Source organism: Streptomyces sp. NRRL F-5650 (assembly GCF_000721365.1).
Classification (GTDB): domain Bacteria; phylum Actinomycetota; class Actinomycetes; order Streptomycetales; family Streptomycetaceae; genus Streptomyces; species Streptomyces ardesiacus.
Map to the genome: position 1 here is coordinate 1 of NZ_JOGV01000130.1, position 1183 is coordinate 1183.

The following is a 1183-nucleotide window of genomic DNA, read 5'->3' on the forward strand; positions in this document are numbered from 1 at the left end:
CCCGGCTGGCGGCGGCGCTGACGCCGCAGGTCGACGCGGTCCTGGCCCGTCACCCCCTGCGCGACCTGGTCACCTCCTCCGAACCGCTGCCCCTGCTCGTCGAGCGCGAACGCGCCCTCTACGGCGCCTGGTACGAGTTCTTCCCCCGCTCCGAAGGCACCCCCGACCAGCCCCACGGCACCTTCCGCACCGCCGCCCGACGCCTGCCCGCCATCGCCGCCATGGGCTTCGACGTCGTCTACCTCCCCCCCGTCCACCCCATCGGCACCACCCACCGCAAAGGCCGCAACAACACCCTCTCCGCCACCCCCGACGACGTCGGCGTCCCCTGGGCCATCGGCTCCCCCGAAGGCGGCCACGACACCGTCCACCCCGCCCTCGGCACCCTCGACGACTTCGACCACTTCGTCGCCGAAGCCGCCCGCCACGGCCTCGAAGTCGCCCTCGACCTCGCCCTCCAGTGCTCCCCCGACCACCCCTGGGTCCACAAACACCCCGACTGGTTCCACCACCGCCCCGACGGCACCATCGCCCACGCCGAAAACCCCCCCAAGAAATACCAGGACATCTACCCCCTCGCCTTCGACACCGACATGGACGGACTCGTCACCGAAACCGTCCGCATCCTGCGCCACTGGACGGACCACGGCGTACGCATCTTCCGCGTCGACAACCCCCACACCAAACCCGTCCCCTTCTGGGAACGCGTCATCGCCACCGTCAACCGCACCGACCCCGACGTCATCTTCCTCGCCGAGGCCTTCACCCGCCCCGCGATGATGCACACCCTCGCCCAGATCGGCTTCCAGCAGTCCTACACCTACTTCACCTGGCGCACCACCAAACAGGAACTCACGGACTACCTCACCGAACTCACCGGCGACGCCGCCGCCTACATGCGGCCCAACCTCTTCACCAACACCCCCGACATCCTCCACGCCTACCTCCAGCACGGCGGCCGCCCCGCCTTCGAGGTCCGCGCCGTCCTCGCCGCCACCCTCTCCCCCGCCTGGGGCATCTACAGCGGCTACGAACTCTGCGAGAACACCCCCCTCCATCCCGGCAGCGAGGAATACCTCGACAGCGAGAAATACCAGCTCAAACCCCGCGACTGGGCCACCGCCGAACGCGAGGGCACCACCATCGCCCCCCTCATCACCCGCCTCAACACCATCCGCCGCGC

1 pseudogene is annotated in these 1183 nt (G+C 69.7%); it reads left to right on the forward strand.

The annotated features are described in order from the left end of the window. Positions 1-1183 (forward strand): annotated as a pseudogene (locus IG88_RS0137710) (alpha-1,4-glucan--maltose-1-phosphate maltosyltransferase); the annotation flags it as partial.